The organism is Deinococcus deserti VCD115 (assembly GCF_000020685.1).
Taxonomy (GTDB): Bacteria; Deinococcota; Deinococci; order Deinococcales; family Deinococcaceae; genus Deinococcus; species Deinococcus deserti.
Map to the genome: position 1 here is coordinate 236,252 of NC_012527.1, position 15,359 is coordinate 251,610.

General features: G+C 61.3%; 12 protein-coding genes and 1 riboswitch. Of the genes, 6 read left to right on the forward strand and 6 right to left on the reverse strand.

Features of this window, described 5'->3' with window-relative positions; all coding sequences use genetic code 11:
• Positions 1–165: 165 nt before the first annotated feature.
• Positions 166–648, forward strand: a complete 483-nt coding sequence (aroQ, locus tag DEIDE_RS14370; protein WP_012694701.1) for a type II 3-dehydroquinate dehydratase — start codon at positions 166–168, stop codon at positions 646–648.
• Complete coding sequence (locus DEIDE_RS14375; RefSeq protein WP_012694702.1) at positions 645–1,532, forward strand: DMT family transporter; 888 nt, start codon at positions 645–647, stop codon at positions 1,530–1,532. Before aroQ ends, DEIDE_RS14375 begins: the two co-directional genes overlap by 4 nt.
• 430 nt (positions 1,533–1,962) lie before the next feature.
• On the opposite strand, the gene DEIDE_RS14380 is transcribed toward DEIDE_RS14375, so the two are convergent.
• The 5 genes from DEIDE_RS14380 to DEIDE_RS14400 all read right to left on the reverse strand — a co-directional run bounded on the left by DEIDE_RS14380 (position 1,963) and on the right by DEIDE_RS14400 (position 9,515).
• On the reverse strand, positions 1,963–3,864 hold the full coding sequence (locus DEIDE_RS14380; protein WP_012694703.1) for a right-handed parallel beta-helix repeat-containing protein: 1,902 nt from the start codon (positions 3,862–3,864) through the stop codon (positions 1,963–1,965).
• A 14-nt stretch (positions 3,865–3,878) separates the two neighbouring features.
• Positions 3,879–3,954: riboswitch (cyclic di-GMP riboswitch) on the reverse strand.
• Positions 3,955–4,855: 901 nt separating this feature from the next.
• Complete coding sequence (locus tag DEIDE_RS14385; protein WP_012694704.1) at positions 4,856–5,707, reverse strand: IclR family transcriptional regulator; 852 nt, start codon at positions 5,705–5,707, stop codon at positions 4,856–4,858.
• Positions 5,708–5,767: 60 nt separating this feature from the next.
• Positions 5,768–7,624, reverse strand: a complete 1,857-nt coding sequence (locus DEIDE_RS14390; RefSeq protein WP_012694705.1) for a bifunctional sugar phosphate isomerase/epimerase/4-hydroxyphenylpyruvate dioxygenase family protein — start codon at positions 7,622–7,624, stop codon at positions 5,768–5,770.
• The gene (locus DEIDE_RS14395; RefSeq protein WP_012694706.1) at positions 7,621–8,520 is read right to left on the reverse strand and encodes a shikimate dehydrogenase; all 900 of its coding nucleotides are present in this window, start codon (positions 8,518–8,520) and stop codon (positions 7,621–7,623) included. The genes DEIDE_RS14390 and DEIDE_RS14395 overlap by 4 nt, the downstream gene beginning before the upstream one ends.
• Positions 8,521–8,714: 194 nt before the next feature.
• Entirely contained in the window at positions 8,715–9,515 is an 801-nt protein-coding gene (locus DEIDE_RS14400) for an IclR family transcriptional regulator domain-containing protein (protein WP_012694707.1), read from the reverse strand.
• A 192-nt stretch (positions 9,516–9,707) separates the two neighbouring features.
• Here DEIDE_RS14400 and DEIDE_RS14405 point away from each other — a divergent pair, with 192 nt between their 5' ends.
• From DEIDE_RS14405 to DEIDE_RS14415, 3 genes are all read left to right on the forward strand, one after another.
• On the forward strand, positions 9,708–10,655 hold the full coding sequence (locus DEIDE_RS14405; protein ID WP_012694708.1) for a tripartite tricarboxylate transporter substrate binding protein: 948 nt from the start codon (positions 9,708–9,710) through the stop codon (positions 10,653–10,655).
• Between the two features lie 89 nt (positions 10,656–10,744).
• A complete protein-coding gene (locus DEIDE_RS18200) occupies positions 10,745–11,200 on the forward strand; it encodes a tripartite tricarboxylate transporter TctB family protein (protein ID WP_012694709.1) in 456 nt (151 codons plus the stop codon).
• Positions 11,197–12,744 (forward strand): tripartite tricarboxylate transporter permease, encoded by a 1,548-nt coding sequence (locus DEIDE_RS14415; RefSeq protein WP_012694710.1) that lies wholly within the window; start codon positions 11,197–11,199, stop codon positions 12,742–12,744. Before DEIDE_RS18200 ends, DEIDE_RS14415 begins: the two co-directional genes overlap by 4 nt.
• A gap of 261 nt (positions 12,745–13,005) precedes the next feature.
• Here the strand turns inward: DEIDE_RS14415 and DEIDE_RS14420 are convergent, their stop codons facing one another.
• The gene (locus DEIDE_RS14420; protein WP_162485665.1) at positions 13,006–14,316 is read right to left on the reverse strand and encodes an AI-2E family transporter; all 1,311 of its coding nucleotides are present in this window, start codon (positions 14,314–14,316) and stop codon (positions 13,006–13,008) included.
• 243 nt (positions 14,317–14,559) lie between these two features.
• Here DEIDE_RS14420 and DEIDE_RS14425 point away from each other — a divergent pair, with 243 nt between their 5' ends.
• Positions 14,560–15,270 carry an HAD family hydrolase gene (locus DEIDE_RS14425; protein WP_012694712.1) on the forward strand — a complete coding sequence of 237 codons (711 nt, stop codon included), beginning with the start codon at positions 14,560–14,562 and terminating at the stop codon, positions 15,268–15,270.
• Positions 15,271–15,359: the final 89 nt, after the last annotated feature.

Consider the following 15,359-nt stretch of genomic DNA (forward strand, 5'->3'; position numbering starts at 1 on the left):
GGGCGGAAAACCTTGATGGGGTCCACAGTAGTGATCCAGAGGGCAGGCCACCAGCCACCTGTTCGCGAGAAGCGAACAGCGAACTAGCTCAGCTTCACTGAGGCTGGTAGGTTGGCTGCACATGCCGCGCCTTATCCTGCGGCCAGGCTCGCCCGGAGGACGTTCATGACCCAGTCACCCTCAAATTCTGCCGATTCGATGCCAACTGTCCTGATTCTGAACGGTCCGAACCTGAACCTGCTTGGAGTGCGCGAGCCCCACCTGTACGGCCATGAAACACTCGGTGACGTTCAGCGGACCTGCACCGAACTGGGCAGGACACTCGGCGTTCACGTGGACCTGCGCCAGACAAACGCCGAGTATCAGCTGATTGACTGGATTCACGAGCACCGCACGACCACCGCGGGGCTGATCATCAATCCCGGCGGACTGACGCATACGTCCGTCGCCTTGATGGACGCGCTGGGTGCCTACCCTCCTCCGATCATGGAAGTGCATATCTCGAACATTCACCGGCGTGAAGCGTTCCGGCACCATTCATATGTCTCGCTCGTGGCCGACGGCGTCATCGCCGGGTGTGGCACGCAGGGCTACGCTCTGGCCCTCCAGCGGCTGTGCACGCTGATCGCCAAGTCGCCCACGACTTGAACCCACCTGCCGACAGTCCGCAGCCGGTGCGCGGCGTGCTGTATTACATCGGGGCCCTCCTGATGTTTGCCTGGTTGGACGCCACGACCAAGGTTCTTACGGCCCACTACCCGGTCCCCCTGGTGGCTGCCGTACGTTACGGTACCCAGCTGACGCTGATGATGGCGCTGCTGCCCCGGCCGCGCCGGACTCACCTGACCAGCACCCGGCCTGGTCTGGTGGCGGCACGCTCGGTGTGTCTGGTCATCGTGACCTTGTTTATGGGCCTCGCGCTCTCCCGGCTGCCACTGGCAGAAGCCACATCGATCGTCTTTATTGCGCCGTTGCTGGTGGCCCTGCTCTCAGGCCCCCTGCTGGGCGAACGTCTGTCTACAGGACGCTGGCTGGCCGTTATCGGCGGCTTTCTCGGGGTGCTGCTGATCATTCGGCCGGGTGGTCAACTGGACGTCCTGGGAGTACTGTTCGCGTTGCTGGCCGCGCTGTGCAACGCGGCCTATCAGCTGCTCTCGCGTGTCCTCAACACGGAAAAAACCGTGAATCTGCTGTATCACTCTGCCCTGGCGGGGGCCGTCGTGTTCACCATGATCGTGCCGTTTACCTTTGGCGGCCCACCTCCGAGTTTATTCACGGCGCTGCTGCTGCTGAGCCTGGGCGTCAGCGGTGGGCTTGGACACTACCTGTTCACGCTGGCCTTCCGTGACGCGCCGGCCTCACAGCTTGCTCCCCTGACATACATGCAACTCCTCTGGGCCGGTGTCATTGGCCTCATGGTGTTCGGGCAGCTGCCAGACGCCGTCAGTCTGATCGGCATGCTGATCATCGCCGTGTCGGGCATCAGCGTTGCCATTCGCAGGCCGGGTCCGGTCCTGGCAGACAATTCCTAATCCGCTGTCCAGTGCTTTCTGTCGAATAGGTCAGCACGTGAAGTCCATGGTTCTGTTCTGATTCATGTGGAATTGGTTCGTTTAGCCAGAGTGTGTTCACGCAGGGTGAGGAAGGCGATTCGTCAATCTGAACTGGACAGTGGACTAGTCCGCTGTCCAGCTCTCTTTGAACAATAATCTGCTTTACCCTTGTGGGACGTAGCGTGACCGGAGCAGGCGTTTCCTGATGTCACGCAGGACTACCTGTGACAGGCCCGAATTACCAGTACGGCGCACTGAGCACTCAGAGCTACGTCCCAAAGTCCTCCTGAGGCCTTGGAAAGGGAGTCGCTGGTCGGGCGGGGCTGAAGCGGCGCAGGACGGGCACGGTCCCGAGCAAAGCAACCGTCGTTCCCCACCTGGGGAACGACGGTTGCTGATCAGCCAGCGCTTACTGGCAGGAGATGGAGACGCCGGTACCGGTGTTGCCGTCGCAGATGTTGTTGCTTCCGGCAAGGATCACAGCGGAGCTCACCGACGAAAAGGTATTGCTGGTGAAGGTGTTGTTGTTATTGCCACTGTTGGCCGCGTAGATCCCCGTGTTCATGCCGCTGAAGGTATTGCCGCTGAAGGTCGTTCCCGACACGTACAGGTCGAACATCACCCCCGCCGAACCCGAGCCACTGAAGGTGTTGCCGGTGAACCGGTTGCCGGTGGCGTTGCGGTTGAAGATCACGCTGTGCCGCGCGCTGCCCTGGAAGGTGTTGTTCGACACCGTATTGTTGGTGCCCATCAGGCGCAGCGACACGTACGAGTTGGTGATCCTGTTGCCGCTGATGGCAATATTCTGCGGCACCGGACCGCCCCCGTGGGCCTGAAGACGGATGGCGTCCTCATACCCGTGAGGCGGCTGCTGCCCGCCGGAACTCGCTCCGAAGGTGCCGTAGGTGGTGTTGTTCGTCACCCGTCCGCCGATCACGCTGCTGAGCTGCAACGCGGTCGAACCGTGTGAATCCACCCCGGAGAAGCCACGCACAGTGTTGTTCTCGATGATGCCGTTGCTGACCTGATTCACGCCTTTTTCGGGCAGCGGCATGATCTTGATGCCGTCGCGGGCAAAGCCGTCGACCGTGTTGCCGCGGAAGGTTACGTTGGAGGTGCCTTCGGTTTTCATGCCGGTGTTGCCGAACCCGGTGGACACGTTGCCTTCGATCAGGTAGTCGCTGCCCAGCTGGCCCAGCAGCCCGATCCCCGCCGTCAGCGTGGTCGCGCCGTGGCCGGTCACGCGGTTGCCCAGCCATTTCTGGTGGGTCGAAGACATGCCCACCACGCCGTGGTACTTCACCTGCGAGACCGTGTTGTTGCTGACGGTCGTGCGGGTGGCGTTCTCCACTCCCACACCACAGCCGCCCAGCGCGCTGATGGTGTTGCCGTCCACGACGGCGTCTGCTCCACCACTGACGCGGATGCCGTCAATCCAGCCGGTCCCTTCGCCGGCACCGATGACGGTGAAGCCACGGACGGTGGTGGCCGACGTATTGACCAGGTGCACCAGGGCCGTACCGGAGAAGCCGCTTCTGGCCTTGAGGGTGGCGCCCTGACCGGTGACGGTGATGTTGCTGGTGCCGTTGAACGTCACGGCCTTGCTGATCAGGTAGGTGCCGGCCGGAAACACCAGGGACTTGCCGCTGGCCGCTGCTTTCTGAAGGGCGGCGGTGTCGTCGGTGGCGCCGTCGCCTTTGGCCCCGAAGGTCCTCACATCGACGCCGCTCGCGGTGCTGGGAGCAGGAGCTGGCGTTGGCTCTGGGGTGGGCGTTGGAGCTGGGGCGACGGTGGTGGTGACAGGGGCCAGGGTGAGGTAGTCGATGTAGGCGTTGCGGTCGCCGGTTGCGCCACCCAGGTCGTTGATGAACACGGCGCTCAGCACGTCACCGGCTTTTATGTTCAGGTTGCCCAGGGCGACGGCAGCGTAGGACAGCGGCGTGACCTCGACCCGTTTGATTTCGGCGCCGTTGACTCGGAGGCTCAGCATCACGTTGCCCTGGAAGGCGGTCTGCCGGGCCTGCAGGGTGGCCGTGAAGGTGCCCGAGGCTGGAACCGCGAAGGTGGCGGCGTGGTTGTTGCCGAGCAGGACGACCGTCTGCTGTCCGTCTGCCTGTGCGTCGTACTGGGTCCGTCCACCAGCCGCGACGCCCGGCTGCACTCTGGTGGTCAGGGCTTCCGCGGACACTGTGATGTCGGACGCGGGGCTTTGATTCATTGCGGGGGTTGGTGTCGTAGATCCACAGGCTGCGAGGAGCAGGGTGGCGTTCAGGATGGTCAGATGAAGCGGTTTTTTGATTGAAATATGCATAGTGTCTCCCTGCTTTCGGTAGCTCGGCCGACCTCAGGGGTCCCGGGAGCTTTGCGTCCCCGCCTCGCGACGGGTTTGCCTTTTTCGGTGTAGGAAGGACCCTGATCGGGTTCATCGCCTCATGCACATTAAGTTCTGGTAAATGACACTGATCTTACAGAGCTCTGGTTTTATTTAGGTTCTCACGAATTCTAATTTATTTAAAACGTTATTCTCATTGAAATTCAGGCACTCAAATGCGGTGTATAACATCACGCCTCTTTTGTTAGGCAGAGGGATAGCTACCGCTGACAGCAATCGCCAAGGCAAGCAGCCGCCTCCATTGGAACAGGCAAACTTCCTGTCTGGACGTGCGTCTATATCGACCAGACGGGCTTGAGCCAGGTGAAAGAGGTGTCGCCCGTCCCGGTAAGCGTGTCCGTTGCCTTCATCTGGGCCTGCATAACAGGCCGGGTGGTAGCTCCCAGCAGCTTGTGAAGCGTATAAACACGGATACCACACGGTTTCCGTGTCCCGACTTTGACTGGATCATCCGCAAGATCTGCTGCTCTACTCGCCGCCCTTGTCTTGGCAGGCATCACATGCCTTCAGGCCGAGTTTTGACAGAAAGTCAGTTATTTAACGCGAAGCTTCATGAGTTTAAGAGGCATGTGCAGAAAGGCTGCACTACCCTTCTTCGCGGCCAGCTGGCTTCCACAAGAGATCAGGCTCAGCCTCAACATCCCCTGCACGAGTGGCTTTCAGCTGCTTGCACGTCTCAAAGCCAACCCCCAGACTCTGCCAGATTCTGGTGATCCTCTCCACTCCGAATGCCCGGTTGAACATGCACGCCGCCTTCAGCCTGCATACCCACTCTTCCCTCGTTACGTTGACTATTAATCTGCTTCGCCATTGTGGGACATAGCGTGACCGGCTCAAATGATTCCACGTCAGTCCGCACAGAGACATTGTCATTAAGTGGACTCTCCGACAGAAAGCACTGCACGGCGGATCAGGGCTTTTCTTCCCTGCGTAGCCGGGTGCGCCGTAATGTGGCCTTGCCATTGATGGAGTGCCAGTACAGGCCGTCTTCGTTGTCCAGCGTAGAGTCATACCCGATGCGCCGCGAAGTAGATGCTGTAGCCGCCTGCAGGTGCGTGATCACACTGGCTTTGCGCTGCTGGAAATGCCGTGTGGAGAGAGAGACGCTCATGGCGGCGATCACCTCTCCATTGGGATCACGAATAGGAGCAGCAATACTACACAGACCCATGGCCCGCTCCTCAATGGATATCGCGTAGCCCCGCTCGCGGGTGTGCTTCAGGTCGGACAGCAACTCGTCGTGACTGGTAATGGTGTTCGGGGTGTATTGCCACTGATGCCCGCTGTCATACAGCTGCTGAATTTCACTGATGGGTTGGTGGGCCAGGATAATTTTCCCGAGGGCGGTCGCGTGTGGGGGCAGGATGCCGCCGATGGGGGTGTTCACCAGTGGGGCGTTTCCTTCAACCTTGTCAATGCAGATCGCCTGCCCACCGTCAAATGCTGCGAGATGCACCGACTCACCGAGTGCCTCGGCAAGGTGCGTCATCTCTTCGCGCGCAATACGCCGCCAGGGGGTGTGCGACATCAACACAGTATTCAGGGCCATGACCTGGAAGCCCAGGCGGTAACGGCCTGTGACGAACCGGTGTAGCAGGCCAATACGTGTCATGGCCGTAAGCAGCGCATGCACGCTGCTCTTCGACATGCCCAGACGTTGGGCGGCCTGCGTAACCCCGATCTCGGGATTGTCCACCGTGAACAGTTCCAGCAGCCGGCCTATGTTTTCGACGGACTGAACGCTGCGCGATTCGTGCTTCATAGGGGTTCCCCCTCTATACAGCAAAAGGTGCGCTGCGGTGTACCGTCCGCCGCGATGCGATCAGTTCGTCCTGGCCGCCTGCCGCGCGGCAAGCGCGTTCATCCGCACCGAAGCGTTGGCGGCTCCGAAGCCCGTATACCCGTCACGCTGCACCACTTCAAAGAAAAACCGGTCTTCGAAGGTGTTGGTGTAGACCTGCCGGAAGGTTCCGCTGGAGTCCTGGTCATACAGCAGGTTCAGGCGCCGCAGGGTAACAAGTTCCTCGCCGGGCAGCAGGAAGCGGGCGTCAAGGTCATCGTAGTAGTTCTCGGGGATGTCGAGCAGTTCGCCGGCCTTCTCGTCCACGGCCACCACCGCCTGCTGAAGGTCGGCGGTGGTAAAAGCGATGTGATGAACACCGGCACCTGACAGGGCATTGACGAACCGGCCAGTACCGGTGCGGCGGCTTTCCGAGACGTTGACCGGAAACGCCACCCGGCGGCTGGGGCTGACAAGTGCCAGACTGCTGACCAGGCCGTACGGATCGGGGATTTCGTGGATGGTTTCGGGCTCGAGCCCAAAGACCGTACGGTAAAAAAGCATGAAGCTGCCGAGTCGGTCGGGCGGCACGGCCTGCGCGACATGGTCGACTTCAAGGAGCCCAATTCCCGGACCGGGAGGACGCGAGAGGTGGAAGTCGGTACGGTAGAGCCGGTCGGCCAGCTCATCATCGACGAAAAAGAACAGCATGCCGTCCGGCGCGCGCAGGGCAGGCAGGCGGCACTCTCCCTCACCGATACGCTCCTCCCACGCGGTACACAGCAGAGCCATGGCGCGCTGCATGGCGCGGGCTGCGTCGTCGACCCGCAGACAGATGGCGCACACTGAGGGCCCATGCACCTGGAAGAAGTCCGCAGCGTGACTGTCGGGCTCGCTGTTCAGGATCAGATGAATGTTCCCCTGCTGATAGAGGGTGACTGCTTTGGACCGGTGCTCGCCCCGGCGTTCAAAGCCAAGGGCACTCACCCGGCGTTCCAGCGCAGGCGCACTGTTCGGATCCACTGCAAATTCCAGAAATTCGTAGCCGAGGAATTCTGGAGGGGCAGGCAGCTGAGTCGCTCCTGCTTCGGCCTCGACCCATACCAGCGACCGCAATCCGTCGTGAGCAATCAGGTGAGCGGACGCTGCCCGGAACTCATCATTGAAGATCTCCAGCGACAGGGGCCCCTGGTATCCCGCCTGCACCACTTCACGCATGAATTCCGGTACCGGTAGCGCCCCCTGCCCTGGGAAGTTCCGGTAGTGACGGCTCCAGGACAGCACGTCCATACTCTTGCGTGGGCTGTCGGCCAGCTGCACGAAGAAGATCTTGTCCGAAGGCACCGTTTCATGCAGGCCGTCGAGGGTGTCCCCAACCGCCAGGGTGTGGAAGGAATCGAGAATGAGGCCAAGCGCCGGATGATCGGCCTGCTGCACGATGTCCCACGCCTGCCGCCAGCGGTTCACGTAGCGGCCCCATGCGAGCGCTTCGTAGCCGACCAGAAGTTGACGCGCCTGCGCCCGCTCAGCCATCGCGTGCAGGTCGGCGGCGGCGCGGGCGGGGTCATTCAGCGCAATGTCCTGAACGTTGCTGCAGACCAGGATCTGTGGGGCCCCCAGCTCGCACATCACGTCGAACTTGCGCTCAGCACGGTCCAGGTTGCGCTGCCTGTAGGCCTCTGGCATAGCTTCGAAATCACGGAAAGGCTGGAACAGGGTAATGGTCAGATTCAGGTCGGCAGCGATCTGCCGCACTTCTGCTGGCGTGCCGGGGTGATTCAGCAGGTCGTGTTCAAAAATTTCGATTCCGTCGAATCCGACAGCCGCAGCTGCCTGCATCTTTTCGAGCAGCGTGCCGCTCAGCGAGACGGTCGCGATGGACTTCCGGAAGCGGCTCATGCGTGGGTGGACTCGGTCTGAGGCGCAGCAATCAACTGCTCGAAGTGAGCGAGCATCCGGCCCAGGTCGGGCGCGCAGCCACTGAACAGCTCAAAGGCGCGGGCGGCCTGGTAGACGGCCATGAATCCCCCGTGGACGGTGGCGCAGCCCTGCGCTCGGGCGGCACGCAGCAGTTCGGTTTCCAGTGGGACGTACACGACTTCTGCGACCCAATGGTCCGGCCGTAACCATTCGGCGGGGAGAGGCAGGCCCGGGTGCGCGGCCATGCCAGTCGGGGTGGCGTGAATCAGGCCGCTGGCACTCTGCATGGTTGTTTCAAGGTGATGACCGGCGTCGATCTGCTGATCCGGAAACTGGCCTTGCAGGCGCTGTGCCAGGGCCTGCGCCCGGTCATGGTCCTGGTCGAACAGGCTCAGGCGCTGCATCCCCAGATTCAGTGCGGCGTGTGCGACTGCAGCTCCCGCGCCGCCGGCGCCAAGTTGAACGGCGTGAGTGAGGTCGGCAGTGGGCAGGCCGTGCCGGAAACCCTGCGCAAATCCCCAGCCGTCTGTATTGTGCCCGGTGCGTTTTCCAGACTCGAACACCACTGTATTCACCGCGCCCAGCGCCTGGGCTTCTGGAGACAGGGCATCCAGGTACTCGATGACGCGTTGTTTGCAGGGATGGGTAATGTTCACCCCATTAAAGCCCGCGAGCTGAGCGGCTTCCAGCAGAGTTGGAAGATCTTCGGGTGTCATGGCGAGTTCGTGGAGGTCCATCAGGCGGTACTGACAGCGCAGGCCGTGGGCGTCACCTTCTCCTTCATGGAGAGCAGGAGACAGGGATTTTTGAATTCCGCTGCCGATCAATCCGGTCAGGAGACGGCGCTTGGGGGTGGGCAGGAAGGCAGTCGGCATAGCAGTTCCTCACTCGATTTTGGGATGGAGACTTTCAGGACGGTGCGAACTCGCCCCTGACCTGAAGTGGTCTGCGGTGGGGCACAGGCGTGGAGTGAGGGCAACGTAACAGAGTCCTTGTGGCTGGCCCAGTCCTACGTTCGGTCCTCGCGAACACAAATCCAGCGTGAATGACCCCACGAGCACGGTTCGCGTCAGGCCGTAAGCATCTGCTGAAGCAATGTGGCCTGGCTGCGCAACACCGGCAGCAGACGGTCCTGCATCTCCTGTTCGCTGGCGACGCTCACCGGCACAGTGGCGCTCATGGCGGCCACCACATGGCCGAGCGTGTTGCGCAGGGGAACTGAAATCGAGCGCAGGCCGGTTTCCAGGCCTTCAGCATTGATCGCAAAACCCTGCGTACCTGCGAGGCGGACCGCCGCACGGACATCTTCAGCCTGGGTCAGCGTGGCGGCGGTATGGGACACCAGCGGAGTCTGGTCCAGGTAGGCCTCGAACTGCTCGTCACTCAGTTCGGCCAGCAGCACATGGCCCAGGGAAGTGCAGTACAGGGGCAGGCGGCTGCCGACGCCCAGATCTGTGGAGTTGAAGCGTTGAGGGCTCGCCCGCGCCACGATAACGGCCTCGGTGCTGTCGAGAATGCACGCCGAGCATGAGGCGCCCGTCTGTTGACTGAGGTGAACCAGGGCTGGTTGCACGATGGTGGGCAGCGAAGTCGAGGAGAGGTAGGCGTAGCCCAGGGTCAGGATTTTTGGCGTGAGTCCGAAATACTTCCCGTCCCAGGAGACGTACCCGAGCTGGTGGAGGGTCAACAGACACCGCCGCGCCGTGGCACGCGTCAACCCGGTTTCTCCGGCCACTTCAGTCAGGGTCATCCGCTGGTGCCTTGCATCGAAGGCGCGAATCACCTGAAGACCGCGAACCAGGGCCTGAATAGTGTCACCTGAACCGTCGTCAAGACGATTCCCGTCAGCGCTTTGAGGTGATGCGATCATGGGTCCGGATACTCTAGCACTTTGTGCGGAGAGCGAACAGAATAATGCTGTTTGAACAAATCCATTGACATTCTCAAGAACGCGCTTTTATAGTGCGGTAACCGAGACAAAGTTCGCATAGCGAACAAACGACGCCTGTGTCGTCCCGCGCGCTGTCCAGCCGTGCCCCGCTGCACATTTTCAGGAGGCCCTATGAAACGCACTGCTTTTACCCTCGCCCTGTCCCTCTGCTGCCTTGCCAGCGCGCAGGGTTATCCAACCAAGGGCATCAACTTCATTGTGCCCTGGTCACCCGGCGGCAGCGCTGACCTGACTTCCCGGACCCTGGCCTCGGCCATGAGCAAGCACATTGGTCAAGACGTCACCGTGGTCAGCCGTACCGGCGGCGGCGGCGCCATCGGGCACCTTGCCATCTCGCAGGCCCGACCCACCGGGTACGACATCGGCATGGGCACCCTGGAACTGGTGATTCCCTCCTGGGGCAAGCAGTCCGGCCTGACCATCTCCAACTTCACTCCCATCAGCCTCGTCAGCATCAACCCGGCTGCCATCACCGTCGCCAAGAACTCCCCTTTCAAGACCATCGGCGACCTCGTGACCTACATCAAGGCCAACCCAGGCAAGCTCAAAGCCTCCGGGACAGCAAAGGGCGGCAGTTGGGATATGGCCCGCGCCGGCTTCCTCAAGACCATCGGCGTGAAGAACAGCGCCCTGCCATGGGTGCCGTCGCAGGGCAGCGCCGCCGCCATCCAGGAGCTTCTTGCAGGCGGAGTGGACGTCATCACGGTCAGCGTCGCCGAGGTAGGCAACCTGGTGAAGAGCGGTGAGGTGCGCACGCTGGCTGTCATGGGCGACAAGCGGCACGCTGACTTCAAGAATGTGCCGACCCTCAAGGAAAGCGGGATCAACTGGTCGTTCGGTTCCTTCCTGTCGGTTGTGGGCCCCCGCCGCCTCTCGGCCGATGTGGTCACCAAGCTTGACGAAGCGGTCAAAGCCGGAATGCAGTCTCCCGAATTCAAGAAGTTTATGGACAACGCAGGCTTTGGTGTGAACTATAAGAACCCCGCTCAGTTCCGGGTGTTCCTCAACCAGCAGGCCGCAAAAATGAAGGACGTCGAAGAGTTCATCAACAGCAACTGATCCCTTCCCGTACCGCCGGAGGAGTGTCCGCGACCTGCTGACGCTCCCGGCTTTTTACTGCGCATGTTGACTATCTCAAGGGAGACTGTATGGAACAGCAGGAGCACCCTGCCTGGGAACTGGGCCTCAGCCTGTTTCTGATTGTGTGTGGCATTGCCACCTGGATTTTGAGCGCTTCATTTCCCCAGCTTGAGGACGGCGCGCCCGGCCCAGCACTTTTTCCCCGTCTTATTGGGGCTGGCATGATTCTTGGGGGCGCTGTTCTGTCGATTTCAGCCCTTAAAGATCTGCGCTCGGCGCATGGAAGCCTTCCCTTTCTGGATTCGCGCCTGGGGCTGCTGAAAGTCTTTGCAGCTGTAGGGATTGCAGCTATGGTGCCCCTGCTGATGCCGTACATCACGCTTGTGGGCGGTATTGCGCTGGCGGCGGCGCTCTTTGCACTGCTGATCGGCACAGATCTGCCCAGGTCAATAGGCGTCGGGCTGTTCACGGCTCTGGTGGTGTACGGCGTGTTCGGCAAACTGCTGGGAGTACCCCTGTCATGAACAATCTGCTGAGTTGGGAATCCTTCCTCGCCCTGATTCTGGGCAGCCTGTTTGGCGCCGTGTTCGGCTCCATTCCTGGCCTGACCGCCACGCTCGCCCTGAGCCTGTTTGTTCCGCTGGCCCTGTTCCTTGATCCGAGTCTGGTCTTGCCTGCCGTTATCGGCATTTCCACCGCTGCTATTTTCGCGGGCGACATCGGGTCAATTACAGTCAAGATTCCCGGTACGGCCGCCAGCGCTGCGTACAGCGACGAGATCAACCGCATGGGCAAGGGCAGCATCGCCTACGCCATGGGGGTCGCTACCCTGCCGTCAGCTGTCGGCGCCATGGTCGGCGTGGTCATCCTGATGATCGGTGCAGGCCTGCTCGCCCAATTTGCCAAACAGTTCTCTTCATTCGAATACTTCTGGCTGGCTGTGCTGGGTCTGGTGGCCGGTATCTTTGCCACCCAAGGCAAGCTGATCAAGGGCGCGCTCTCGCTGGGGATCGGCGTGCTGATCTCTACCGTCGGGCTGGACCCGACCCTCGGCTACGCCCGCTTTTCCTTCGGCTCGCCAAACATGCTTGCTGGCATCAACTACGTGGTCGCGCTGATCGGCCTGTTCGGTATCAGTGAACTGCTTGAGCAGGCCTACAAAGGTGTGCTGAAAACAGAAGCAGTCGTGAGTACGGACGATATGCGTGCCCAGCGCCGTAAAGTTCAACACGACTACTGGGTGCGTCCCAGCCTTCTGATGCTGCGGGAAAGAGGGGCCATGATGCGCGCTTCCCTCGTAGGAACCGGCGTGGGCTTCCTGCCTGGCGCCGGCTCCGACCTGGCAGCCTGGCTGTCAAGCAGCCTGGAACGGATGCGCACCCGCAAGGCACAGATGACCAGCGCAGAAGTCACGCGGCAGGAAGAAACCGTGGTGCTCGCCGGAACCGCCTCCAACAATGCCGCTGTGGCAGGCGCCTGGATTCCCGCCATGGCACTCGGAATTCCTGGAGACACCCTGACCGCCATCGTGCTCGGAGTGTTTCTGATTGCAGGGATCACTCCCGGTCCTCAGTTGTTCACGGAGAACCGCGGCCTCGTCAATCAGATCTACCTGGCGTTCGCCGTGGCCAGTGTCGTCATCATGCCCATCATGGGCCTCCTGGCGGCCTATGGCGCTGGGTACATCACCCGTATCCCCTTCCGGTTGCTGATGGGATTTATTCTCGGTCTCACGGTTATTGGTGCCTACGCCATCAACAACAACCCCTTTGACATCTGGGTGATGCTGGCACTGGGCGCGTTCGGATTCGTGCTCAAGCGCGGCGGCTTTCCGCTCGCACAGGTGGTCCTCGGCATGGTGCTGGGCCCACTGCTGGAGCAGAACTTCATGGTCAGTGTCATCAAGGTGCACTGGAACTTTGCCAGCTTCTTCGAGCGGCCAGTCGCTTTGATTCTGATGCTTGCCACCCTGCTGATCATCGTGTTCGGCAGCCGCATGAACCACCTGTATCAGAAGTCGATTCAAGCCCCTGCTGCGGGGACCGACGTTCCGACCGGCTCGGTCTGACAGCCTGAAGCCAACTGCAGCATCGGGGGGCCAGACATATCTGGCCCCCCGATGCTGTAGATGGTTGTGCATTCAGGCTTGCACCGTCTGTGGGCAGCTGCACCCGGAACGAATGGGAACGTGGGTCGTGATACGGAGCTCAGGTCTTCTCGAGGGCCTGTGCCCACTGATCAGCTTTGGCTCAGCGGGCGCTTTCAGCCGCAAAGCAGCGGGCGCTGGTCTGCCTCAGATCCCAGAGTTCCAGGTAAGGCGCTGATCGCCTCACACGGACTCTGGTCCTTGCCCGGCCCGCTGACGGCCTTCGGTACTGGCGTTCCCCTCCGGCGCGTCCAGGGCCTCAGCGAGGTCCAGATCTCCCTCTTCGGCCTGACGCACCAGTTCTGCGTCGCGGGCCTCCTGCGCAGCCTTGACCGTCGCCTCACGCTCCTCTTCCTCGCGCTCGAGCTGCTCTTCGACCTTGCCGCTGATCAGCGCCATCGCTACTGCATCTGGAATATCCGGAGCGTCCTGCAGGTAGAACTCCTGATACATCGCTTTCAGGATGATCAGAAACGGCACCGTCAGAAAAGCGCCCACCAGCCCGAACACACTCCCGAACAGCAGCACGCCGACAGTCACCGACAGGGGATGCAGCTTTCCCGCACCGCCCAGCAGGAACGGCGCCAGAATGAACCCTTCAACCTGCTGAAACACCAGCGAGAACACCGCCACATACACCGCTTTCTGCGGATCGTCAGCCAGAGTGAACAGGATCGGCGGCAGCGACGCCACGATCGGCCCGAGGTTGGGTATCAGTTCCCCCAGCGCCGCCAGAAGGCCGAAAACGAGCCAGTTTTCTACACCGAGCAACATCAGCCCGAGGGCCATGAACCCGCCCGTGACCAGCATGATCAGCACGGTGGCGCGGCCCCAGGCGCCCAGTTGCTTGAGAATCTGGGCCAGGGCGCGGGCGGCTTTCAGGCGGTGCCGGGGCGGAACAGCACCCAGGGCCCCGTTGACCAGCGGCACTGGGTTACTCAGCACAAACACCACCATTACCAGCGTGACCAGGGCGAGAAACAGGCCGCCCAGCGCGGTCCCCACCAGGTTTGGTAGCGCGCGGGCTGCTTTGGTCGTAAAAGTGGTCGCCTGCTGAACAAGTCCGTGAATAGTGTCTTCGGACAGCGCCCCACTAATGGAGGGATATCCTGCGATGGCAGCATTGATACGTTTTTCCAGCTCTGGAACAGAGCTGGGCAAACTGCCTGAAATCTGTCCCACCTGGGTTACGACAGGTGGAACCGCAAGAAACCCCAGCAGGGCCAGGGCGGCCAGCACCAGCAGCACGGTGGCCAGCCCTGCAGCGGCACGTGGCATCCAGCGTTCAAGGAACCGGGCGACCGGATTCAGGGCGGTGGCCAGAATCAGCGCCAGAATGATCGCGAGCAGGGCCGGGCCTACCCTGCCGAAAAAACTGAGGGCAAGAAGCACGGCAATGACGCCCATCGCAACGGGAAGCAGGTTGATGACCTGGATGCCGGTTCGTGACGAACCTGATTGCCGCGCGGGGGGCATACGACGGGAAGTGGTCATAGGTAACTCTCATGATGCCGACTCGCGTCTGATGGGGTCTTAAGCAAAATCCCCGAAAGTGGGGGCAGGGAGGGTGGGCGCCTGAAGCTGGTCGAACGCTGACCGTGAATACCGGGCGGCCCTTCAATGGCTTCTGGGGCACCATGCCGCCTCAGAGGTATCCCCACTGACAATCATGGGTGGAGCGTTTCCAGGAAACCTCATTTTTCGCTTGACCACCAGTGCCGTGTACAGTGGCGGGACATGAGTTTCCCAGCCTTCGGTGCAATCCTGTTTGACCTCGACGGTGTTCTGGTCGACAGCGAAGTGCTTGCCAACCAGGTGTGGATTGCCGTTCTGGCGCAGCACAACCTGCACCTGAGCCCACACGCCTTCATGAAAGGCTCGATTGGCCAGACCCTGACTGGCGTCTTTGACTGGCTGCATGCGGAGCATGGCTGGGCCAAGCCCGACAGTTTCGAGTCCAGGCTGGATGAGCAGCTGCTCCAGGCGTTTGAAACGGTCCGTGCACTTGCAGGGGCCGAACATACCCTCCGGTCCCTGCAGGCAGCAGGCATGCCCACCGCCATTGTCAGCAACAGCCAACGCGACCGCCTTCACCTGAAGCTGCGCGCTGCTGGATTAAATGACCTGACGAACGGCCATGTCTATGATCCTGAGCATACGGAAGGCCGGGGAAAACCGTTCCCCGACCTGTACCTTCTGGCGGCACAGCAATTGGGAGTTCCGGCAACGCGGTGCCTGGTGGTTGAAGACAGCGTGCCTGGTGTCCAGGCGGGGCTGGCAGCAGGAGCCACCGTATGGGGGTTGTGTGCAGGTGAGCACATGCACGCTGGCAGCGCTTCAGAACTCTCGGACGCTGGAGCGGCCCGTCTGTTGCACAGCCACGGTGAACTGCAGCAGGCGCTGGCCGCTTTGGGAAACGGATCTGAGGAACAGCTGAAAATGCGTTGAAAGCACCGCGATGGAATGAACGCAACCCAGGTTCTGCGAGGCACGCCCGTGATCTGAACGGCGCTGTGTATTCGGTACAAAGTTGAACG

What these genes read in the sequence shown, in the direction of transcription:
- DEIDE_RS14405 (WP_012694708.1), top strand. Translation starts at nt 9,708, where the DNA reads ATGAAACGCACTGCTTTTACCCTCGCCCTGTCCCTCTGCTGCCTTGCC.
- DEIDE_RS14415 (WP_012694710.1), top strand. Translation starts at nt 11,197, where the DNA reads ATGAACAATCTGCTGAGTTGGGAATCCTTCCTCGCCCTGATTCTGGGC.
- aroQ (WP_012694701.1), top strand. Translation starts at nt 166, where the DNA reads ATGACCCAGTCACCCTCAAATTCTGCCGATTCGATGCCAACTGTCCTG.
- DEIDE_RS18200 (WP_012694709.1), top strand. Translation starts at nt 10,745, where the DNA reads ATGGAACAGCAGGAGCACCCTGCCTGGGAACTGGGCCTCAGCCTGTTT.
- DEIDE_RS14420 (WP_162485665.1), bottom strand. Translation starts at nt 14,316, where the DNA reads ATGACCACTTCCCGTCGTATGCCCCCCGCGCGGCAATCAGGTTCGTCA.
- DEIDE_RS14380 (WP_012694703.1), bottom strand. Translation starts at nt 3,864, where the DNA reads ATGCATATTTCAATCAAAAAACCGCTTCATCTGACCATCCTGAACGCC.
- DEIDE_RS14400 (WP_012694707.1), bottom strand. Translation starts at nt 9,515, where the DNA reads ATGATCGCATCACCTCAAAGCGCTGACGGGAATCGTCTTGACGACGGT.
- DEIDE_RS14395 (WP_012694706.1), bottom strand. Translation starts at nt 8,520, where the DNA reads ATGCCGACTGCCTTCCTGCCCACCCCCAAGCGCCGTCTCCTGACCGGA.
- DEIDE_RS14425 (WP_012694712.1), top strand. Translation starts at nt 14,560, where the DNA reads ATGAGTTTCCCAGCCTTCGGTGCAATCCTGTTTGACCTCGACGGTGTT.
- DEIDE_RS14385 (WP_012694704.1), bottom strand. Translation starts at nt 5,707, where the DNA reads ATGAAGCACGAATCGCGCAGCGTTCAGTCCGTCGAAAACATAGGCCGG.
- DEIDE_RS14390 (WP_012694705.1), bottom strand. Translation starts at nt 7,624, where the DNA reads ATGAGCCGCTTCCGGAAGTCCATCGCGACCGTCTCGCTGAGCGGCACG.